At 64.6% G+C, this 16,154-nt stretch carries 16 protein-coding genes; 8 read left to right on the forward strand and 8 right to left on the reverse strand.

Annotated elements, in window-relative coordinates; genetic code table 11:
- The 3 genes from RMO89_RS18090 to RMO89_RS18100 form a co-directional block, all read right to left on the reverse strand.
- On the reverse strand, positions 1-1,050 hold a 1,050-nt coding region (locus tag RMO89_RS18090; protein WP_310534906.1), incomplete at its 3' end, for a phosphomannomutase/phosphoglucomutase.
- A 6-nt stretch (positions 1,051-1,056) separates the two neighbouring features.
- Positions 1,057-1,338 carry a molecular chaperone DnaJ gene (locus RMO89_RS18095; protein WP_310534907.1) on the reverse strand — a complete coding sequence of 94 codons (282 nt, stop codon included), beginning with the start codon at positions 1,336-1,338 and terminating at the stop codon, positions 1,057-1,059.
- Between the two features lie 19 nt (positions 1,339-1,357).
- Positions 1,358-2,170 carry a division plane positioning ATPase MipZ gene (locus RMO89_RS18100; protein WP_310534962.1) on the reverse strand — a complete coding sequence of 271 codons (813 nt, stop codon included), beginning with the start codon at positions 2,168-2,170 and terminating at the stop codon, positions 1,358-1,360.
- 87 nt (positions 2,171-2,257) lie between these two features.
- Between RMO89_RS18100 and panC the strand changes: the two genes are divergently transcribed.
- The 6 genes from panC (at position 2,258) to RMO89_RS18130 (ending at position 8,266) form a co-directional block, all read left to right on the forward strand.
- The gene (gene panC, locus RMO89_RS18105) at positions 2,258-3,115 is read left to right on the forward strand and encodes a pantoate--beta-alanine ligase (RefSeq protein WP_310534908.1); all 858 of its coding nucleotides are present in this window, start codon (positions 2,258-2,260) and stop codon (positions 3,113-3,115) included.
- Positions 3,116-3,236: 121 nt separating this feature from the next.
- A complete protein-coding gene (locus tag RMO89_RS18110) occupies positions 3,237-4,028 on the forward strand; it encodes a CsgG/HfaB family protein (protein WP_310534909.1) in 792 nt (263 codons plus the stop codon).
- A 140-nt stretch (positions 4,029-4,168) separates the two neighbouring features.
- The gene (locus RMO89_RS18115; RefSeq protein WP_310534911.1) at positions 4,169-5,017 is read left to right on the forward strand and encodes a TIGR03620 family F420-dependent LLM class oxidoreductase; all 849 of its coding nucleotides are present in this window, start codon (positions 4,169-4,171) and stop codon (positions 5,015-5,017) included.
- Between the two features lie 151 nt (positions 5,018-5,168).
- Entirely contained in the window at positions 5,169-6,479 is a 1,311-nt protein-coding gene (locus RMO89_RS18120; RefSeq protein WP_310534913.1) for a malonyl-CoA decarboxylase, read from the forward strand.
- A gap of 123 nt (positions 6,480-6,602) precedes the next feature.
- On the forward strand, positions 6,603-7,379 hold the full coding sequence (locus RMO89_RS18125) for a sulfite exporter TauE/SafE family protein (protein ID WP_310534914.1): 777 nt from the start codon (positions 6,603-6,605) through the stop codon (positions 7,377-7,379).
- An 83-nt stretch (positions 7,380-7,462) separates the two neighbouring features.
- The gene (locus RMO89_RS18130) at positions 7,463-8,266 is read left to right on the forward strand and encodes a lipid II flippase Amj family protein (RefSeq protein ID WP_310534916.1); all 804 of its coding nucleotides are present in this window, start codon (positions 7,463-7,465) and stop codon (positions 8,264-8,266) included.
- 133 nt (positions 8,267-8,399) lie between these two features.
- Here RMO89_RS18130 and RMO89_RS18135 read toward each other — a convergent pair whose 3' ends face one another.
- Positions 8,400-10,661 (reverse strand): NADP-dependent malic enzyme, encoded by a 2,262-nt coding sequence (locus RMO89_RS18135; RefSeq protein ID WP_310534918.1) that lies wholly within the window; start codon positions 10,659-10,661, stop codon positions 8,400-8,402.
- Between the two features lie 164 nt (positions 10,662-10,825).
- On the opposite strand from RMO89_RS18135, the gene mutS reads away from it, so the two are divergent.
- Positions 10,826-13,390, forward strand: a complete 2,565-nt coding sequence (gene mutS / locus RMO89_RS18140; protein WP_310534963.1) for a DNA mismatch repair protein MutS — start codon at positions 10,826-10,828, stop codon at positions 13,388-13,390.
- On the opposite strand, the gene RMO89_RS18145 is transcribed toward mutS, so the two are convergent.
- Genes RMO89_RS18145 through gluQRS form a run of 4 tightly spaced genes read right to left on the reverse strand, consistent with a single transcriptional unit; the run spans position 13,387 to position 15,406 of the window.
- Positions 13,387-13,680, reverse strand: a complete 294-nt coding sequence (locus tag RMO89_RS18145; protein ID WP_310534920.1) for a hypothetical protein — start codon at positions 13,678-13,680, stop codon at positions 13,387-13,389. The two genes, mutS and RMO89_RS18145, sit on opposite strands and share 4 nt — an antisense overlap.
- Before the next feature lie 47 nt (positions 13,681-13,727).
- Entirely contained in the window at positions 13,728-14,297 is a 570-nt protein-coding gene (locus tag RMO89_RS18150) for a cob(I)yrinic acid a,c-diamide adenosyltransferase (RefSeq protein ID WP_310534921.1), read from the reverse strand.
- A gap of 18 nt (positions 14,298-14,315) precedes the next feature.
- A complete protein-coding gene (locus RMO89_RS18155) occupies positions 14,316-14,552 on the reverse strand; it encodes an HIG1 domain-containing protein (protein ID WP_310534922.1) in 237 nt (78 codons plus the stop codon).
- Entirely contained in the window at positions 14,549-15,406 is an 858-nt protein-coding gene (gene gluQRS, locus RMO89_RS18160; RefSeq protein ID WP_310534923.1) for a tRNA glutamyl-Q(34) synthetase GluQRS, read from the reverse strand. The genes RMO89_RS18155 and gluQRS overlap by 4 nt, the downstream gene beginning before the upstream one ends.
- A gap of 123 nt (positions 15,407-15,529) precedes the next feature.
- On the opposite strand from gluQRS, the gene RMO89_RS18165 reads away from it, so the two are divergent.
- On the forward strand, positions 15,530-16,138 hold the full coding sequence (locus tag RMO89_RS18165; RefSeq protein ID WP_310534924.1) for an HNH endonuclease: 609 nt from the start codon (positions 15,530-15,532) through the stop codon (positions 16,136-16,138).
- Positions 16,139-16,154 lie beyond the last annotated feature (16 nt).

Genomic DNA, 16,154 nt, shown 5'->3' on the forward strand with positions numbered 1-16,154 from the left:
AAGCGCATCGTCGAAGCCGTAGTAGTCATGCGCGAAGAACACGTGGCCGCTCATCTCGCCGGCCAACGGCGAACCAACTTCCTTCATTTTGGATTTGATAAGGCTATGTCCGGTTTTCCACATAAGGGGTTTTCCACCAAGTGCAGAGACCCGGTCGAATAGGGCGGAGCTGGCCTTCACATCGGCGATAATCGTGGATCCGGGGACCATTTTCAGGAGGTCCTCGGCGTAGATCATGAGCAACTGGTCGCCCCAGATCACGCGCCCCTCACCATCGACCGCACCGATGCGGTCGCCGTCGCCGTCAAAAGCTACACCAAAATGGAGGTTCTTCGCCGCGACCAGCGCCTTCAGGTCTGCAAGGTTCTTCTCCTCAGTCGGGTCCGGATGGTGGTTCGGAAACGTCCCGTCCACTTCAGTGAAGAGAAGATAATGCTCACCGGGAAGTTTCTTCGTCAGCAGTTCGAGAGCGGGTCCAGCAGCGCCGTTGCCAGCGTCCCAGCCGATGCGCAGATGACTCAGGCTTTCGGGGGCGATGCCGTTCAGCCCTTCAACCAGCCGGTCGACATAAGTGATCAGGATCTCGCGGTGCTCGCTGCTGCCCTTCCCGCCGGATGCCTCACCGTCGATCCAGTCTCCGGCTTCGGCCATTTTGCCCAGCTTGGCGATATCGGCGCCGAAGAACGGCAGCCCCATAAATACCATCTTGAAGCCATTGTAATTGGCGGGATTGTGGCTGCCAGTTATCTGAATGCCGCCTTGTACCTCTGGAATTGAGGCTTCGGCGTAATAGAGCATCGGGGTCGGCCCCATGCCGACACGCAGCGCATCGACCCCGCTGTCGTTGAGTCCTGCCACGACAGCTTCTTCCAGCATGGGCGAGCTGATGCGCCCGTCATAACCCACCGCGACCTTGGATCCTCCCGCGCGCTTGATCAGCGTGGCGAAGCCCCGGCCGATGGCATAGGCGTCGGCGGCGCCCAGCGTTTCATCGATGATACCGCGGATATCGTATTCGCGAAGGACGGTCGGGTGGAAGCTGTGTGTCATGGGCCCTCAGTCTGGCAATTCGTCTAGGAGCAGGTCGCGCGCGGCGTTGGCCTCGTGCACCTGGGCATTGGTTCCGCCGCGATCCGGGTGGACCATGGTGATGAGGCGGCGATGCGCCTCGATAATGTCTTTCCGGCCAGCCTCGGCGCGCACGGCAAGCAGCTTGCGCGCCTTGAACCGCGCCTGTTCGCGGGTCGGCCGGCTGCTGAGGAATTCCCACGGCCAGCGACCGAACATGTACCGGCAGGCAAAGGAAACGACTGCGGCGATCAGGACGAGTTTGAGCATTGCCTCCGGTCCCTTTCAATCAGGCTAAAGCGAGTTCAGCCGGTCTTGTTCCCGGCATCGGCAAGGCAAGCGAGGCCAGCAGGGCGCGCATTTCCTGCCGGGCGACAAGATGGCTGGTGCCCAGATCGCCGAGGTGGCCCTTGTCGAGCAGGGTCAGGCCCGAGGGAAACAGCTCGCGGTAGATCACGCGTTCCGACAGGCCGTTGGCGATGCGGAAGCCGACGCGCTTCGACAATTCCTTGAGGGCACCTTCAAGTCGCTTCTGGTTGCGTGCCTCGATATGGCCGGTGCGGTTGCGCACGACCACCCAGTCAAGCTCGCGCCTGCCCTGTTCGATGGTCATCATCGCGCGCTTCTTGCGGGTTTCCCAGATCAGTTCGGCATAGAATGACAAGCGCCGGACCTTAAAGGTCTCCGCGTCGACCTGCCCGATCAGGTCGAAGTCGACGAAGCTGTCGTTGAGCGGAGTGACCAGCGTGTCGGCCCCGGTCGCGGCGTGGCGGGCGAAGACATCGTCGCGCCCCGGCGTATCGAAGACGAGGAAGTCCATGCCCGCGCCAACCTCGGCAGTCATGGCGCCGAGCTGCTCGGTCGTGTCGCCATTGAACACTTCGAACCGCGCGGTTGGGAGGGTGATGCCGCGCCGCTTTTCCGTCTCGGCACGGTTTTCCAGATAACGGTGCAGGGTGCGCTGGCGCGGATCGAGGTCGATCGCGGCGACTTTCGCGCCCATGTAGGACAGCGCAATGGCGACGTGGACCGCTGTGGTCGACTTGCCGGTGCCGCCCTTTTCATTGGCGAAAACGATACGATGCGGGCCGGGGGCAGTAATCACGGTGTTCGGTAAGCCTTTGTGTGGTTTGTCTGCGCAGCTATCCCGCGCTAGGGCACTGCGTCTTTAACGCAAGGGACTCTCGCCGTGCAAACCGTCAATCGCATTGATCCACTACGCCAAGCGGTTGAGCTCTTGCGCGCCGACGGGCCGGTTGCCTTGGTGCCTACGATGGGCGCGCTGCATGACGGCCACCTTACGCTGGTGAGCGAAGCCCGGAAGCTTGCCGCGCATGTTGTCGTGTCGATCTTCGTCAATCCCCGCCAGTTCGGCGCGAACGAGGACCTGTCCTCCTACCCGCGCCCGTTCGAGCGCGATTGCGAGCTGTTGGGGGGCGAGGGCGTGTCGCTGGTGTGGAACCCCGATGGCGCGACGATGTACCCGCCCGGCTATGCCACCAACATTTCAGTGACCGGCGTGAGTGAAGGCCAGTGCGGCACAGCGAGGCCCGGGCATTTCGATGGCGTCGCCACGGTGGTGTGCAAGCTGTTCAACCAGGTGCGGCCCGATATCGCGCTGTTTGGCGAAAAGGACTGGCAGCAACTGGCAGTCATCCGCCGCATGGCCCGCGATCTTGATCTGTCACTGCCGAAGGCGGAGGCGATTCTGGGCGTGGCGACCGTGCGCGAGGCGGATGGTCTGGCGATGTCATCACGCAACGCTTACCTCACGGTAGAAGAGCGCGCGCAGGCCGCCGCTCTCCCGCGCGCTATGCAGGCTGCTATCGCCGCCGTGCGATCAGGCACCGCGCCTGAAGCAGCGATCGCGGCGCTGGGGCAGGCGTTGATCGCCGGCGGGTTCGCCGCAATCGATTATGCCGAGTTCGCCGATGCCGATTCGCTTCAAGTCCGGTCGCAGCTTGGCAACGAGCCGGCGCGGCTGCTGGTGGCAGCCCGGATCGGCAAGGCGCGATTGATCGACAACATGGCAGTTTTTGGCTACTAACAACATTCGTCATTTGCCTTGGTAAGGGGCATCGGCAATCAACGGGTCGTAATCAGTTTCCGGACGTCGGCTTTGCTGGAGGGCATTGGCGCTGACGCTCCACATTGGGGAGTGCGACTTTATGAAGAAGATCCTTTGCAGCCTTGCAGCCATCGCCGTGGCCATCGGCGGCATCAGCACCAGCGCCTCGGGCGCAGACAAGGGCTCGTCCGCCCGCCAGAAGCAAACCAAGGGCGTGCAGGAGATCCCGACCTGCGGCCGCAACCTGGGCGCGCTGGCGATCGTCGAGCCTGACACCCAGTGGTGGCGCGAACTCAACGTCGGCAGCCCCGAAGCGATCCTCAAGATCTTCGCGCAAAAGTCCGGCTGCTTCACCATGGTCAACCGTGGCCGCACGATGGCCAGCCGCGCGATGGAACGCGCGATGGCGGATTCGGGCGAGCTGCAGGACGGTTCCAACCTCGGCAAGGGCCAGGTCAAGACCGCCGACTACTACCTTGAACCCAACATCGTCTCGGCCAACAAGAAATCGAGCGGCGGCGGCTTTGGCGGCGTGCTCGGCGGGGTCGGCGGCAGTATGGGCGGCATGTTCGGCAAAATGGCAGGTGGCCTGATCGGCGGGATCAGCGTCAAGAAGGGTGAGGCCAACGTCACGCTCTCCGTGGTCAATGCCCGCACGACTGAGGAATTCTCGGTCGAAGGCTATGCCCGCAAGAGCGACATCGGCTTCGGCGGCGGTGGTGGCGGGCTGTTCAGCGGCGGCACTTTTGCCGGGGCGGCTGGCGGCGGCTATCAGAATACCGAAATCGGCCAGATCATCGTGCTCGCTTACCTCGATGCCTATACCAAGCTGGTCGGCCAGCTTGGCGGCCTGCCGGACAGTGCGGCAGCCGCGGCACCGCAGGCCAAGTAACCTCCTCTCCATAACCCCCCGCCAAGGCGTTTAACGCCAGAGCGAAAAGGGGCCTCTTCCCGGCGGGGAAGGGGCCCTTTCGCGTTGACAGGCGGGCGGTGCAGTCCACCAAGTCAGGCGAACGATTTCGGGAGCGGAAAATGGATCTGGGTAAAATCGGCGTCTGGTCGATGGAACTGCGCTTTGGCGACAAGGCCGAAGCAGCGAGCGGCGCGGCGGAGATTGAAGCGCTGGGCTATGGCGCGATCTGGGTGCCGGGCGGCATCGGCGGCGATGTGACCGGCGATCTCGATCACTTGCTGGCGGCGACGCAGCGCATCGTCGTGGCCACCGGCATCCTCAACATCTGGAAGCACGAACCGGCGGAAATTGCCGCCTGGTTCCTCGCCCTGCCAGACCACCAGCGCAGCCGCGTGATGCTCGGCCTCGGGGTCAGCCACGGTCCGCTGATTGGTGAGAACTGGAACCGCCCGGTGGCCAAGATGGCGGAGTGGCTGGACGCGTTCGAGGCGGCAGGCATGCCGATGGCGCAGACCTGCCTCGCCGCGCTGGGGCCGAAGATGCTCGAACTCGCCGGTCAGCGCACCTGCGGCGCGCATCCCTATCTGATCACTCCGGCGCACTCGGCAGAGGCACGGGCGATCATGGGGCCGGGCAAGCTGGTCGCGCCCGAACAGGGCGTCGTGCTCGAAAGCGATCCGGTGCGCGCCCGCGAAAAGGCGAGCGAGGCGCTCACTCATTACCGCCGCCTGCCGAATTACTGCAATTCGTGGAAGCGGCTGGGCTTCACCGAGGCGGATATCGAGCAGGAGAGCGACGCGCTGCTGGACGGCATCTTTGCGATGGGGGATGCGCAGGCCATTTCCGCGCGGGTGCGCGAGCATCACGATGCCGGTGCGGACCATGTCTGCGTCCAGACCATCACCGGCGGCGCGGGACTGGCGGCATCGCTCGCCGACTTGCGCGTGCTGGCAAAAGAACTGCTCTAGCGAGGCGAACCGCGTCAAATCAGCGTCGCGGCGATGCGCTTGGCCCTTGCCATGCGGGCGCGGACTACCACATCCTTGCTGCAGTGCGGCAAGCGTCATACAGGCGTCAGATTGTCCCGGTAGCATCGGCCTGCATTTCGGGAGTAGGCTCATGAACGCCAGGTCGCTTGCCAGCATAGTCCAACAGGGGAACGCCGTGGTTCAGGTGCGCAACAGGATCGACTCTCTGCTCTCCGGCCGGCTTGGCCGCCTGCTCGAACGCATCGGCATCAGCCGCGCCAAGGGCGATAACATCGGCCCGGTCGACCGGATGAACGACCTTGCCGATACGCTGCTTTCCGTCTCGGGCAAGGCATCGGGGCCGTCGCTGGCATCGGCCTTCTTCGACCTCTACGATGCCTCCTCACTGGAAGAACGGCGCGCGTTCCTCTCCGGCCTGCGCGCCCGTTTTCCGCGTGATGGCAAGGCCATCGATGCCGCCATTGCCAATTGGCAAGCCGCGCCCGGCGAACCCGCCGCCCGCGCGCTGCACAAGGCGGCGGAGGCACGCAGCCACAAGCTGATCCGCAAGCTCAACACCGCGCCAGGCGGCACCTGCCGCCTGATCCGCATGCGGGAAGACCTGCTCACCAAGGGCAGGCTCGCCGGTGACGAAGCCGCGCTCGACGCCGATTTCGAGCACATTTTCGAAGGCTGGTTCAATGCCGGCTTCCTCGAACTGCGCCGGATCGACTGGGAAACCTCGGCCTCTGTGCTCGAACGGGTGATCCGCTATGAGGCGGTTCATTCGATTGAATCGTGGGATGATCTGCGCGCCCGCGTGCAGCCGGCAGACCGCCGCTGCTACGGCTTCTTCCACCCGCAGATGCCCGACGAACCACTGATCTTCGTCGAAGTGGCGCTGACCATGGACTTGCCCGACGCGATCGGGCTGATCCTTGATGAGAAGCGCGTGCCGATCAATCCACACGCGGCCAGCCACGCGATCTTCTATTCGATCTCCAACTGCCAGGAAGGGCTGCGCGGCGTTCCCTTCGGCAACTTCCTGATCAAGCGCGTGGTCGGCCTGCTGCGCGAGGAATTGCCGCAGCTGGCCTGCTTTGCCACGCTGTCACCAGTTCCTGGCTTCGCTCGCTGGCTGGCGGGCGCGGGCGGAGCCGACGGTTTGGCCGGTGAGCCGCTGCGGGCGAAGGCGGCAGAATATCTGGTCGATGGCCGCGATACCAAGGGCGGCCCGCTCGATCCCGTCGCGCGTTTCCATCTTGGCAACGGCGCGCGGCTCGAAGCGATCCACGCCGATGCCGACCTTTCGGCGCGGGGTCTCAAGCAAAGCCACGGGGTCATGGTCAATTACGTCTACGATCTCGACGCGATCGAAGCGAATCTGCTGACCCTGTCGGAACTGGGTCAGGTGCCCCATTCTGCGGCAGTCGAAGCACTCGGGCAGGCGCTTGCAGCCTGAAGCGAATGGCGCAGTGCGGTTCGTCGCACGAAAGTTTCGCTTCGCACCCCGCGATGAAAATCTTGTTAGGCATGGTGCGAACGAATCTCTATTCGAAAAGTTGAGAATAAGGGATTCGGTTCGATGGACATTGCGGCCTGGTTTGCGACGATTGACCTGTCGGCATTGCTGCCCTTCATCCTCGTGGGCTTTGCTGCGCAGATGGTCGATGGCGCGCTGGGCATGGCCTTTGGCGTCATTTGCAACACCTTGCTGGTCGGCGTGATGGGCATGCCCCCCGCGCTCGCCTCGCAGCGGGTCCATCTTGTCGAATGCTTCACCACGGCCACTTCGGGTATCAGCCACCTGCTGCATGGCAATATCGACAAGCGCCTGTTCCTCAGCCTGGTCATTCCGGGCGTCATTGGCGGTGTGGCCGGCGCCTATCTGCTGACCTCGCTCGACGCCAGCGTGGTCAAGCCGTTTGTCCTGATCTACCTGACCCTCATCGGCGTTTACTTGCTCATTCGCGGCATTGCCTATCCGCCAAAGCAGAAGCCGGCCAAGGTCGTTGCGCCTTTGGGCTTGATCGGCGGCTTCCTCGATGCTGCCGGCGGGGGCGGCTGGGGACCGGTGGTCACCTCGAACCTGCTGATCCAGGGCGTCGAGCCGCGCAAGGTTGTCGGTTCAGTCAATGCCGCGGAATTCTTCCTCACCCTAGCTATTTCGGCGACCTTTATCTGGCACATCGGCATTACCGACCTTGCCGGCGCAACGCTTGGCCTGCTGATCGGCGGCGTGCTCGCCGCGCCAATGGCGGCATGGGCCGCGAAGCATTTCCCCGCCCGGCCGATGCTGATCCTGGTTGGCGTCGTGCTCACTCTCACCAGCCTTTACGGCGTGTATAGGGCATGGGGCTGATCCGGCGCGCTGGACCGGTGACTCGCGAGCGGTTACCTGATCCTCCTTGCCGCCGTTTCGCGGCGCGCTGAGCGGAGGCCGCGTTGGACAGCAAGTTGCTCGTGATCTGTCTGCTCACTGCAGGCATCAACCTGATCGGCGCGCTGGCCTATGCCGCGCGGATTGCCGGGGTGCGCACCGGGCGCATCGCGATGAGCTTTGCCCTGTTCAACATCCTCGTGCTGGTAAGCCGCACGGCCAACGGGTTCCTTGGGCCCTTCCTTGCCAAGCGCATCGAGAACCGGCTGGCGAACGGCGGCGGGGATGCCTTGCTCGGCGATTTCCGCATGGTGCTGGCCAGCGCGAGCGTGGCGGTCTTTGCCGGAATTCTGCTGGTGCCCACCGGCCAGCGCCTGTTCGCGGATGCCATCGGCTATTTTCAGCGCACCCGATCTACCGGAAAGCTGCTGTTGCACACGGTGACGCCCGGTGGGCTGAGTACGATCCGTCAGTCGCTGACCATGCCCAAGCTAAGCAATCTGAAGACGCTCGCTTCGATGCAGGGCGTGGGCTGGGGCGTGCTGCTGGCCAATGTTCTGGCGCAGGCGCTGCTGTCTGTGGGCGTGTTGGCCTCGTTGTATGCCGGCTATCTCAACCCGGAATTCCGCGTCACCGCTTCGCAGCTATCGGCTATCATCAACGGCGTGGCGACGATCCTGCTTTTCGCCCTGATCGACCCGCAGATTTCGGTGCTGACCGACGACGTTGTCGAAGGCCGGGTCGACGCCGGCCTGTTCCGCCGCACGATTGTGTGGGTATCGATCAGCCGGCTGGTGGGGACCCTGCTGGCGCAGGCGTTCTTCCTGCCCTCGGCCATGGCAATCGCCTGGGTTGCGGCGCGGGTTTAGTAACGGGCAACACCCGCTCCAATTCTCTCGTCATCCCGGGCTTGACCCGGGATCCAGCTTTCTTTTGCGGCCCGGCCGAGGAAGCGGGACCCCGGGTCAAGCCCGGGGTGACAACTAATTGGATCTGGGGTCTTTAACCCACAACCCCGCCCGCAGCCAGCACCGCCAGCGTCAGGATATCGGGCGCAATTGCCGTCATCGGGGCGATCTGGACCGGCATTTCCATGCCGACCAGCATTGGCCCGATAGTGGCACCACCGCCCAGTTCGCGCAGCAGCTTGGCCGAGATATTGGCCGATTGCAGCCCCGGCATCACCAGCACATTGGCCGGCGCGGACAGGCGGCTGAACGGATAGTTCGCCATGACCTTCGGGTTGAGCGCGGCATCGGGGGCCACTTCGCCCTCATATTCAAAGCTCACGCCCTCGGCATCAAGGATCGCCACGGCCTCGCGGATCGGTTCCAGCCACTTGCCGTGCGGGTTGCCGAAGGTGGAGTAGGACAGGAAGGCAACGCGCGGTTCATGGCCGAGACGGCGGGCCACTGCGGCGGTTTCCTTGGCGATGATCGCCAGATCCTCGGCGCTCGGCCGCTCGTTCACGGTCGTATCGGCCAGGAACACGGTGTAGTTCTTGTTGACCATCAGGTGCGTGCCGAAAGGCAGGTAGCCGGGCTTGGGATCAAGCACCTGCCGCACTTCCTTCATCGTCTGGCCAAACGGACGCGTCACGCCGGTGATCAGCGCATCGCCGATGCCCAGCTTGAGCAGGGCGCTGGCGAAGACGTTGCGGTCCTGATTGACCATGCGGCGCACGTCGCGCTCAAGGAAGCCGCGGCGCTGAAGGCGCTCGTAGAGCATCTCCACCATCGCGCCGACATGCGGCGACGTGGCCGAGTTATGGATTTCGTAGCCGCTGGAATTGCTGACGCCGAGCTCTTCCAGCTTGGCCAGCACGGCTTCGGTGCGGCCGACCAGTACCGGCTCGCCATAGCCGAAATCGCGGTACTGGATCGCCGCGCGCAGCACGACTTCGTTTTCAGCCTCGGCAAAGATCACCCGCTTGGGATTGGCCTTCACCTTGGCGTAGATCGAGGTCAGGGTCGACGTGGTCGGGTTGAGCCGGGCCTTGAGGCTGGTGCGATAGGCGTCGAAATCCTCGATCGGCTTTTGCGCCACGCCCGAATCCATCGCCGCCTTGGCCACGGCGGACGAAACCACTTCCATCAGGCGCGGATCGAAGGGGGCGGGGATGATGTATTCGGGGCCGAACTGGTGGTTCTTGCCATAAGCCGCCGCGACTTCCTCGGGCACCTGCTCGCGCGCCAGTTCCGCGATGGCGCGGGCGGCGGCGATCTTCATTTCCTCGTTGATCGCGGTGGCCCGCACGTCGAGCGCGCCGCGGAAGATGAAGGGGAAGCCGAGCACGTTGTTGACCTGGTTCGGATAGTCCGAACGGCCAGTGGCGACGATGGCATCAGGGCGCACTGCCATGGCATCGGGCGGAGTGATTTCCGGGTCCGGGTTGGCCATGGCGAAGATGATCGGGTTCTTGGCCATCGACTTGACCATGTCCTGCGACATTGCGCCGGCGACTGACAGGCCAAGGAACAGGTCAGCGCCGACGACGGCTTCGGCGAGCGTGCGCTTGTCGGTATCGATGGCATGGGCCGACTTGAACTGGTCGATCCCGGCGCGGCCGCGATAGATCACGCCCTTGCTGTCGCAGACGGTGACGTTTTCATGGCGTACGCCCATCGACTTGATCAGCGCGGTGCAAGCGAGCGCCGAAGCGCCGGCGCCGTTCACCACGACCTTGATGTCCTCGAACTTGCGGCCAGTGATATGGCAGGCATTGACGAGCCCGGCGGCAGCGATGATCGCCGTGCCGTGCTGGTCATCGTGCATCACCGGGATCTTCATCCGCTCGCGCAGGGCCTGCTCGATAACGAAGCATTCGGGAGCCTTGATGTCCTCAAGGTTGATGCCGCCAAAGCTTGGCTCCATCATGGCGATGGCTTCGATCAGCGCATCGGGATCTTCGCTGTCGAGCTCGATATCGATCGAATCGACGTCGGCGAAGCGCTTGAACAGCACCGCCTTGCCTTCCATCACCGGCTTCGACGCCAGCGCGCCAAGGTTGCCCATGCCAAGGATGGCCGTGCCATTGGTGATGACCGCGACGAGGTTGCCCTTGGCCGTATAGTCATAGGCCGTTGCAGGGTCGTCGTAGATGGCTTGCACCGGCACCGCGACGCCGGGGGAATCGGCAAGGCTCAGGTCGCGCTGGGTCGCCATCGGCTTGGAAGCGATGATCTCGATCTTACCCGGACGGATCGTCTTGTGATAGAACAGCGCCTCGCGCTCGGTGAACTTGACGTTACTTTCGTCGGACACGCGTGAATTCTCCCGTTGCCAAGCCGGCCCTAACGGCAAAGCGCGAAAGACGATAGGGGAAAGCCGGAAGTGACACCGTTTCCGAATCGACTTCGCAAGGTCTAATCATCGCCGCGATGCACGCATCGACGACTCCTTCGGCCCCGCCCGGCCCCGCCACGCCGATGATGGCGCAATATCATGCGCTTAAGGCGCAGGCCTCTGATTGCCTGCTGTTCTACCGCATGGGCGACTTTTTCGAGCTGTTCTTCGACGATGCGCGCACGGCGGCGCAAGTGCTCGATATCGCTCTGACCAGCCGGGGCGACGGCGTGCCGATGTGCGGCGTGCCGGCCCATTCGGCGGAAGGCTACCTTGCTCGCCTGATCAAGGCGGGATGCCGCGTCGCGATTGCCGAGCAGACCGAAACGCCCGAGCAGGCAAAGAAGCGCGGTGGATCGAAGGCATTGGTCGCGCGCGATATAGTCCGCTTTGTCACCGCCGGAACGCTGACTGAAGAGGCTTTGCTAGAACCGCGCCGCGCCAATGTGCTGGCGGCGGTTTGCGAGGTGCGTGGGGCAATCGGGCTGGCCGCCGTCGACATTTCCACCGGCCGGATGGAGCTGGAGGAATGCGGCCCCGACCGGATCGGCGCGGCGCTGGCGCGGCTCGGGGCGAGCGAACTTGTCTGCCCCGAAGGCTGGGAAGACGCGCCGCTCGATACCATTGGCCGTCCGGCCCGCGATTTTGGCAGCGATTCTGGCGAGGTGCGGCTGCGCGGCGTTCACGGCGTTGCGACGCTGGACGGTTTTGGCCAGTTCAGCCGGGCGATGCTGGGGGCGGCAGGGGGCCTCATCGCCTATCTCGACCATGTCGGGCGGGGCAATCTGCCGCTGCTGTTGCCGCCAGTGATGCGCGACGGCGCGGCGCATCTGGCCATGGACGAGGCGACGCGGGCCAGCCTTGAGGTGCTCGAATCCAGCTCAGGCGGTCGGCGCGGCAGCCTGATCGATGCGGTCGACCGCTGCGTTACTGGCGCGGGTGCGCGCCAGCTGGCCGAGGACCTTTCCGCCCCGTTGACTGACATTGCCGCGATCGAGGCGCGGCTGGCGCTGGTTCAGTGGTTGCACGAAGATCCGTTGCTCCGCGATGACCTGCGCGCCGTCTTGCGGGCCCTGCCCGACGTGGGGCGTGCACTCGGGCGCGTTGTCGCGGGACGCGGCAGTCCGCGTGATCTGGGGCAATTGCGCGATGGCCTGTCCGAAGCGCGTCGCCTGCGCGACCATCTGCTGCGGCGGGGTGACCGGCCAGCGCTGCTTGACGAATTGCTCCCGCTGCTAGGCGGGCACGGCGCATTGGTCGATCTCTATAGCCGCGCGCTGGTGCCAGCGCCGCCGACCGAACGCAGCCAGGGTGGTTTCATCGCCGAGGGCTATGACCATGCGCTTGATGCCCTGCGCGCCACCGCCGGCAACGCCCGCCGCGCCATTGCCGCGCTTGAAGCGAAGTACCGCGACGAAACCGGGGTGGCCGCGCTCAAGATCCGCCACAACGGCGTGCTGGGCTATTTCATCGAGGTCCCGGCGAAGCACGCCGACCGGCTGATGGTGCCGGAATCTGGATTCACCCACCGCCAGACCATGGCCGGCGCGGTGCGCTTCAATGCGCTCGCCCTGCATGAAGAGGCGAGCCGCATTGGCGAGGCGGGCGGCCATTCACTCGCCGCCGAGGAAGCACATTTCGAGGAACTGGTCGCCGCTGCAGTAGCTCAGGCCGAAGGCATTGCCCGCACCGCTGCGGCGCTGGCGCGGGTCGATGTTTCGGCCGGTCAGGCGGAGCGCGCAGCGGAAGGCGGGTGGTCCCGCCCAGAATTGCTCGAAGACCCCTGCCTCGAAATCACCGGTGGCCGGCATCCTGTCGTCGAAGCTGCGCTCGCGGCGAAGGGCGAACGGTTTGTCGCCAACGATTGCGCGCTGTCATTGAACGACCGGCTGTGGCTGGTCGGCGGGCCGAACATGGGCGGCAAGTCCACATTTCTGCGCCAGAACGCACTGATCGTCCTCCTCGCGCAGGCCGGCGGTTTTGTACCTGCCGAAGCCGCGAAGCTGGGCCTGGTCGACCGTCTGTTCAGCCGCGTTGGCGCATCGGACAACCTTGCGCGCGGACGCTCGACCTTCATGGTCGAAATGGTCGAAACCGCCACGATTTTGAGCCAAGCAGGGGAGCGCAGCTTCGTTATCCTCGATGAGGTGGGGCGCGGCACCTCCACCTATGACGGCCTCGCGCTGGCATGGGCCGTGGCCGAGGCGGTTCATTCGAACAACCGTTCACGCTGCCTGTTCGCCACACATTACCATGAGCTGGCGCGGCTGGCGGACACCTGCGAGGCGCTGTCGCTCCACCACGTCCGCGCACGCGAATGGAAGGGTGACCTCGTCCTGCTGCATGAAGTAGCAGAGGGGCCGGCGGATCGTTCCTATGGCCTCGCAGTTGCCAAGCTGGCTGGCGTGCCTGCGCCAGTGGTGGCGCGCGCCAAGACCGTGCTCGAGAAGCTGGAAAAGGGCCGCGCGGAAACCGGCGGGCTGGCGGCTGGGCTTGGTGACTTGCCGCTGTTCGCCGCCGCGCTCGACGCGGCGGAGGAAAAGGTCGACCGCCTCCGCGAGAAGCTGGAGGGTCTCGATATCGATTCCCTCAGTCCGCGCGAGGCGCTCGACCTGTTGTATGAATTGAAACGGGACGCGGCGACCTAGACCTTGTCGGGGTCGTGGCCCTCGCCGTAAGTTTCGTCTTCATCATCCATGTTGGGTTCGCCGGCAAAGGCACCCATGTCGATGCGGCCCGATGCTTCCATGTCGCGCATGTGGTCGATCAGGTCTTGCTCGTCGACACCTTCGACGCCCCCGCCAACCTTCTCGCTATCGAGCGGGCTGGAATCGTCGGGATTACCGGCTTCTTCGGCGATTTGCTGGGCCTGCGCGGCTTCGTCGTCCTGCTCGAGGTTGTGCGCTTCGGGGGCAAGATCGTGGTTCTTGTCATTCATCTACGTTCTCCTTGAAGAGGGAACGCCGGGCAGGGCTGCCTGTTCCCCTAGCGGTTCCCGCCGGGCACCCAGAGCACGTCATTCTTGCCGCCATCGTTCACCGCGCGGGCGAGGACGAAGAGGTAATCGGACAGCCGGTTGATATAGCTGAGTGCCGCCAGATTGACCGGGCTTTCTTGGGCCAGCGCCGCCATTGCCCGTTCCGCCCGGCGCACGGCGGCGCGGGCGACGTGGACGCGGGCAGAAGCCTCGCTGCCGCCCGGAAGGATGAAGCTGGTCAGCGGGTCGATCCACGCGGTGATCGCGTCGATCGCGGTTTCGAGCCATTCGCTCTGCGCAGGGACTATGCGCAGGACCATCTCGGACGGCGCAAAATCCTCGCCCGGGGTGGCAAGGTCGGCTCCCAGATCGAACAGGTCATTCTGCACGCGCTGCAGTTCGCGGCCCGGCTCGGTCCCGGCGAGCACCACGAGGGCCAGGCCGATCGCGCTGTTCGCCTCGTCAACCGTGCCGATCGCTTCGAAGCGCTGATCGTGCTTGGGCAGGCGCGAGCCATCGACGAGGCCCGAGGTGCCGCCGTCGCCGGTGCGCGTATAGATCTTGTTGAGCTTGACCAAGTAGCGAAGGCCCTGGCTTCAGGAACTGCTGCCGGCGGCCAGCAGCAGCGCGACCACCAGAATAGCCAGCCCCTGAAACAGGATGCGGTTGAACATCATCTTGTTCTGCTTGAGCTGCGAGGGCGAAGGCCCGCTGGCCGGGTCATGCTCGAGGTCCATGCGCGTGCTGTGCAGGAAGGCACCGATGCCGCGCACCAGGCTGTAGACGACAAGGCCCATGAGAACGAGCAGGACGGGAACGAGAAGCCATTTCATGTCCCGCCTCCTACGCCTGTGCCAAGCGAAATGCCAGCGGGGAAGTGGCCGGCTCGCAATGCATCGGCGAGAGCTCGCCCGTACTCCCCGGCGCGGCGGCGGTCGGTGAGACCAAAGCCTTCCTGCGCCGATCCGCGCCGCTTGGCGAGCTTCTTCCCGTTCGCTTCGACCAGCAGTGCATGATGATGCCAGACCGGCACCGGCAGGCCGAACAACGCTTGTAGCAGCCGGTGAACGTGGGTCGCTGCGAACAGGTCGGCGCCGCGCGTCACCAGCGTGATGCCGTCTGCTGAATCGTCCAGCGTGGCGGCGAGGTGATAGCTTGCCGGGGCATCCTTGCGCACCAGAACGACATCGCCGAACAGCTCGGGCCGCGCCGCCTGCTCGCCGGCATTCTCGTCGCGCCAGGTGAGCGGGCCGGCCAGTGCGACCGCCTTGGCCATATCGAGCCGCCACGCCGCCCCGTGCGAGTACATGTCGCGGCCCCGACAGGTTCCGGGATAAAGCGGCCCGTCAGGCCCATCGGCGCGGGCAGCGGCCAGCACGTCGGCGCGGGTGCATTGGCAGGGGTAGAGCAAGCCCATTCCCCGCAGGCGCTCGGCAGCGTCGGCGTAGCTTTCCAGCCGTTCCGACTGGCGCACCACCGGTCCGTCCCAGTGAAGATCCAGCCAATCGAGGTCGGCCAGATGATCGTCGGCCAGTTCCGCGCGGCTGCGAGCGCCGTCGATGTCTTCCACCCGCACAAGGAACTCCCCGCCGCGTTCCCGCGCCAGGTCATGCGCGACGATTGCCGCCCAGGCATGGCCAAGGTGGAGCGAGCCATTCGGGCTGGGGGCGAAACGGGTGCGGATCAAGGCCAGGTTCCTGTGAAACGCCTTGTCCTGTGGATTTCGCCTTGGCGCAAGCCTTGACGGGCGGCCCTCAGCAATGTTCATTGCCGTCATGCAGCTGCAACATCACATGCCCATGGAAAGGCCATGCTCAAGTCGGAGCTGATAGAGCGCGCGGCCCGGTTCCGCAGCGCCGAGGGGGACCCCTCCCGCCATCTGTCCGATTGTCCTGCGCTCGTGCTCAATGCCGATTACACCCCGCTCTCCTATTATCCGCTCAGCCTGTGGCCGTGGCAGACGGCGATCAAGGCGATCTTTCTTGAGCGCGTGGACATTGTTGCGACCTATGATCGCCACGTCCATTCGCCGACCTGGGACATGGCCGTGCCTTCGGTCATCGCCTTGCGGCAATATGTGCGGCCTAACGAATTTCCCGCCTTCACCCGCTTCAACCTTTTCCTGCGCGACCGGTTTTCCTGCCAGTACTGCGGCAGCCCGCAGAACCTGACTTTCGATCACGTCGTGCCCCGCCGGCTGGGCGGGCGGACAAGCTGGGAAAACGTCGCCACCGCCTGCGCGCCCTGCAACATGCGCAAGGGCGGGCGCACGCCGAGACAGGCGCACATGCCGTTGCTGGTCGAACCGATCCGGCCAACCAGCTGGCAATTGCAGGAACGCGGCCGCAGCTTCCCGCCGGGCCACTTGCATGAAACCTGGCGGGATTGGCTCTACTGGGATGTCGAGCTGGAGGCTTGAGCGCCTTTGGGCTGAT

The sequence above is a fragment of the Novosphingobium sp. genome (assembly GCF_031424035.1).
Lineage (GTDB): Bacteria > Pseudomonadota > Alphaproteobacteria > Sphingomonadales > Sphingomonadaceae > Novosphingobium.

Coding starts and splice junctions, on each gene's coding strand:
- RMO89_RS18095 (WP_310534907.1), bottom strand. CDS start 1,338: ATGCTCAAACTCGTCCTGATCGCCGCAGTCGTTTCCTTTGCCTGCCGG.
- RMO89_RS18110 (WP_310534909.1), top strand. CDS start 3,237: ATGAAGAAGATCCTTTGCAGCCTTGCAGCCATCGCCGTGGCCATCGGC.
- RMO89_RS18115 (WP_310534911.1), top strand. CDS start 4,169: ATGGATCTGGGTAAAATCGGCGTCTGGTCGATGGAACTGCGCTTTGGC.
- RMO89_RS18120 (WP_310534913.1), top strand. CDS start 5,169: ATGAACGCCAGGTCGCTTGCCAGCATAGTCCAACAGGGGAACGCCGTG.
- RMO89_RS18125 (WP_310534914.1), top strand. CDS start 6,603: ATGGACATTGCGGCCTGGTTTGCGACGATTGACCTGTCGGCATTGCTG.
- mutS (WP_310534963.1), top strand. CDS start 10,826: ATGATGGCGCAATATCATGCGCTTAAGGCGCAGGCCTCTGATTGCCTG.
- RMO89_RS18145 (WP_310534920.1), bottom strand. CDS start 13,680: ATGAATGACAAGAACCACGATCTTGCCCCCGAAGCGCACAACCTCGAG.
- RMO89_RS18155 (WP_310534922.1), bottom strand. CDS start 14,552: ATGAAATGGCTTCTCGTTCCCGTCCTGCTCGTTCTCATGGGCCTTGTC.
- RMO89_RS18165 (WP_310534924.1), top strand. CDS start 15,530: ATGCTCAAGTCGGAGCTGATAGAGCGCGCGGCCCGGTTCCGCAGCGCC.